Origin of the sequence: Roseovarius confluentis (assembly GCF_002917925.1) — a bacterium.
GTDB classification, from domain to species: domain Bacteria; phylum Pseudomonadota; class Alphaproteobacteria; order Rhodobacterales; family Rhodobacteraceae; genus Roseovarius; species Roseovarius confluentis.
In genome coordinates, this window is sequence record NZ_PPFE01000022.1 from 1 (window position 1) to 1,677 (window position 1,677).

The following is a 1,677-nucleotide window of genomic DNA, read 5'->3' on the forward strand; positions in this document are numbered from 1 at the left end:
ATGAGCCACAAATCAGACATCGAGATTGCGCGTGCGGCGTCGAAGAAGCCGATCCAGGAGATTGGCGACAAGCTTGGGATCCCGGGCGAACATCTGCTGCCCTACGGGCATGACAAGGCGAAGGTGAGCCAGGAGTACATCAACTCGGTCCAGGGCAACGAGGACGGCAAGCTGATCCTGGTGACCGCGATCAACCCGACGCCGGCGGGCGAGGGCAAGACCACCACGACCGTGGGCCTGGGTGACGGCCTCAACCACATCGGCAAGAAGGCGATGATCTGCATCCGCGAGGCCTCGCTGGGGCCGAACTTCGGGATGAAGGGCGGCGCCGCGGGCGGCGGCTATGCGCAGGTCGTGCCGATGGAGGACATGAACCTGCACTTCACCGGCGACTTCCACGCGATCACCTCGGCCCACGCCCTGCTGTCCGCGATGATCGACAACCACGTCTACTGGGGCAACGACGCCGAGATCGACACCCGCCGGATCGTCTGGCGCCGGGTCGTGGACATGAACGACCGCTCGCTGCGCCAGATCACGTCCAGCCTGGGCGGCGTGGCCAACGGCTTTGCCCGCGAGGACGGGTTCGACATCACCGTGGCCTCGGAGGTCATGGCGATCCTGTGCCTGGCCAAGGATCTCAAGGACCTCGAGGAGCGGCTGGGCGCGATGATCGTGGCCTATCGCCGCGACCGCAGCCCCGTCTACTGCCGCGACATCAAGGCCGAGGGCGCGATGACGGTCCTTCTGAAGGACGCGATGCAGCCCAACCTGGTGCAGACGCTGGAAAACAACCCGGCCTTCGTGCATGGCGGCCCGTTCGCCAACATCGCGCATGGCTGCAACTCGGTCATCGCCACGAAGACGGCGCTGAAACTGTGCGACTACGTGGTGACCGAGGCGGGCTTCGGCGCGGATCTTGGCGCCGAGAAGTTCATGAACATCAAGTGCCGCAAGGCCGGGATCGCGCCGTCGGCGGTGGTTCTGGTCGCCACGGTGCGGGCGATGAAGATGAACGGCGGCGTGGCCAAGGCGGACCTTGGCGCCGAGAACGTGGACGCGGTCAAGGCGGGCTGCCCGAACCTGGGCCGGCATATCGAAAATGTTAAGTCTTTCGGTGTCCCGGTGGTGGTGGCGATCAACCACTTCGTGACCGACACCGATGCCGAGGTGCAGGCGGTGAAGGACTTCGTGGCCGAGAACGGCGCCGAGGCGGTGCTGTCGCGTCACTGGGAGCTGGGCTCGGAAGGCTCGGCGGACCTGGCGAAGAAGGTCGTGGAGACGATCGAGAAGGGCGAGGCGGACTTCAAGCCGATCTACCCCGACGAGATGGGTCTCTTCGAGAAGGTCGAGACGATCGCCAAGAAGATCTACCGCGCAGACGAGGTGATCGCGGACAAGAAGGTGCGCGACCAGCTGAAGAGCTGGGAAGAGCAGGGCTACGGCAACCTGCCGGTCTGCATGGCCAAGACGCAGTACAGCTTCTCGACCGACCCGACGCAGCGCGGCGCGCCCACGGGCCACTCGGTGCCGGTGCGCGAAGTGCGCCTGTCGGCCGGCGCGGGCTTCGTCGTCGTCGTCTGCGGCGAGATCATGACCATGCCGGGCCTGCCCAGCCGCCCCGCGTCCGAATCCATCCGCCTGAACGACCAGGGCGAAATCGAAGGATTGTTCTAA

Annotated in this window: 1 protein-coding gene; it reads left to right on the top strand. The window is 65.5% G+C overall.

Annotated features, from left to right (window positions below; translation table 11 throughout):
• On the top strand, positions 1–1,677 hold a 1,677-nt coding region (locus C2I35_RS21735; RefSeq protein WP_103765137.1), incomplete at its 5' end, for a formate--tetrahydrofolate ligase.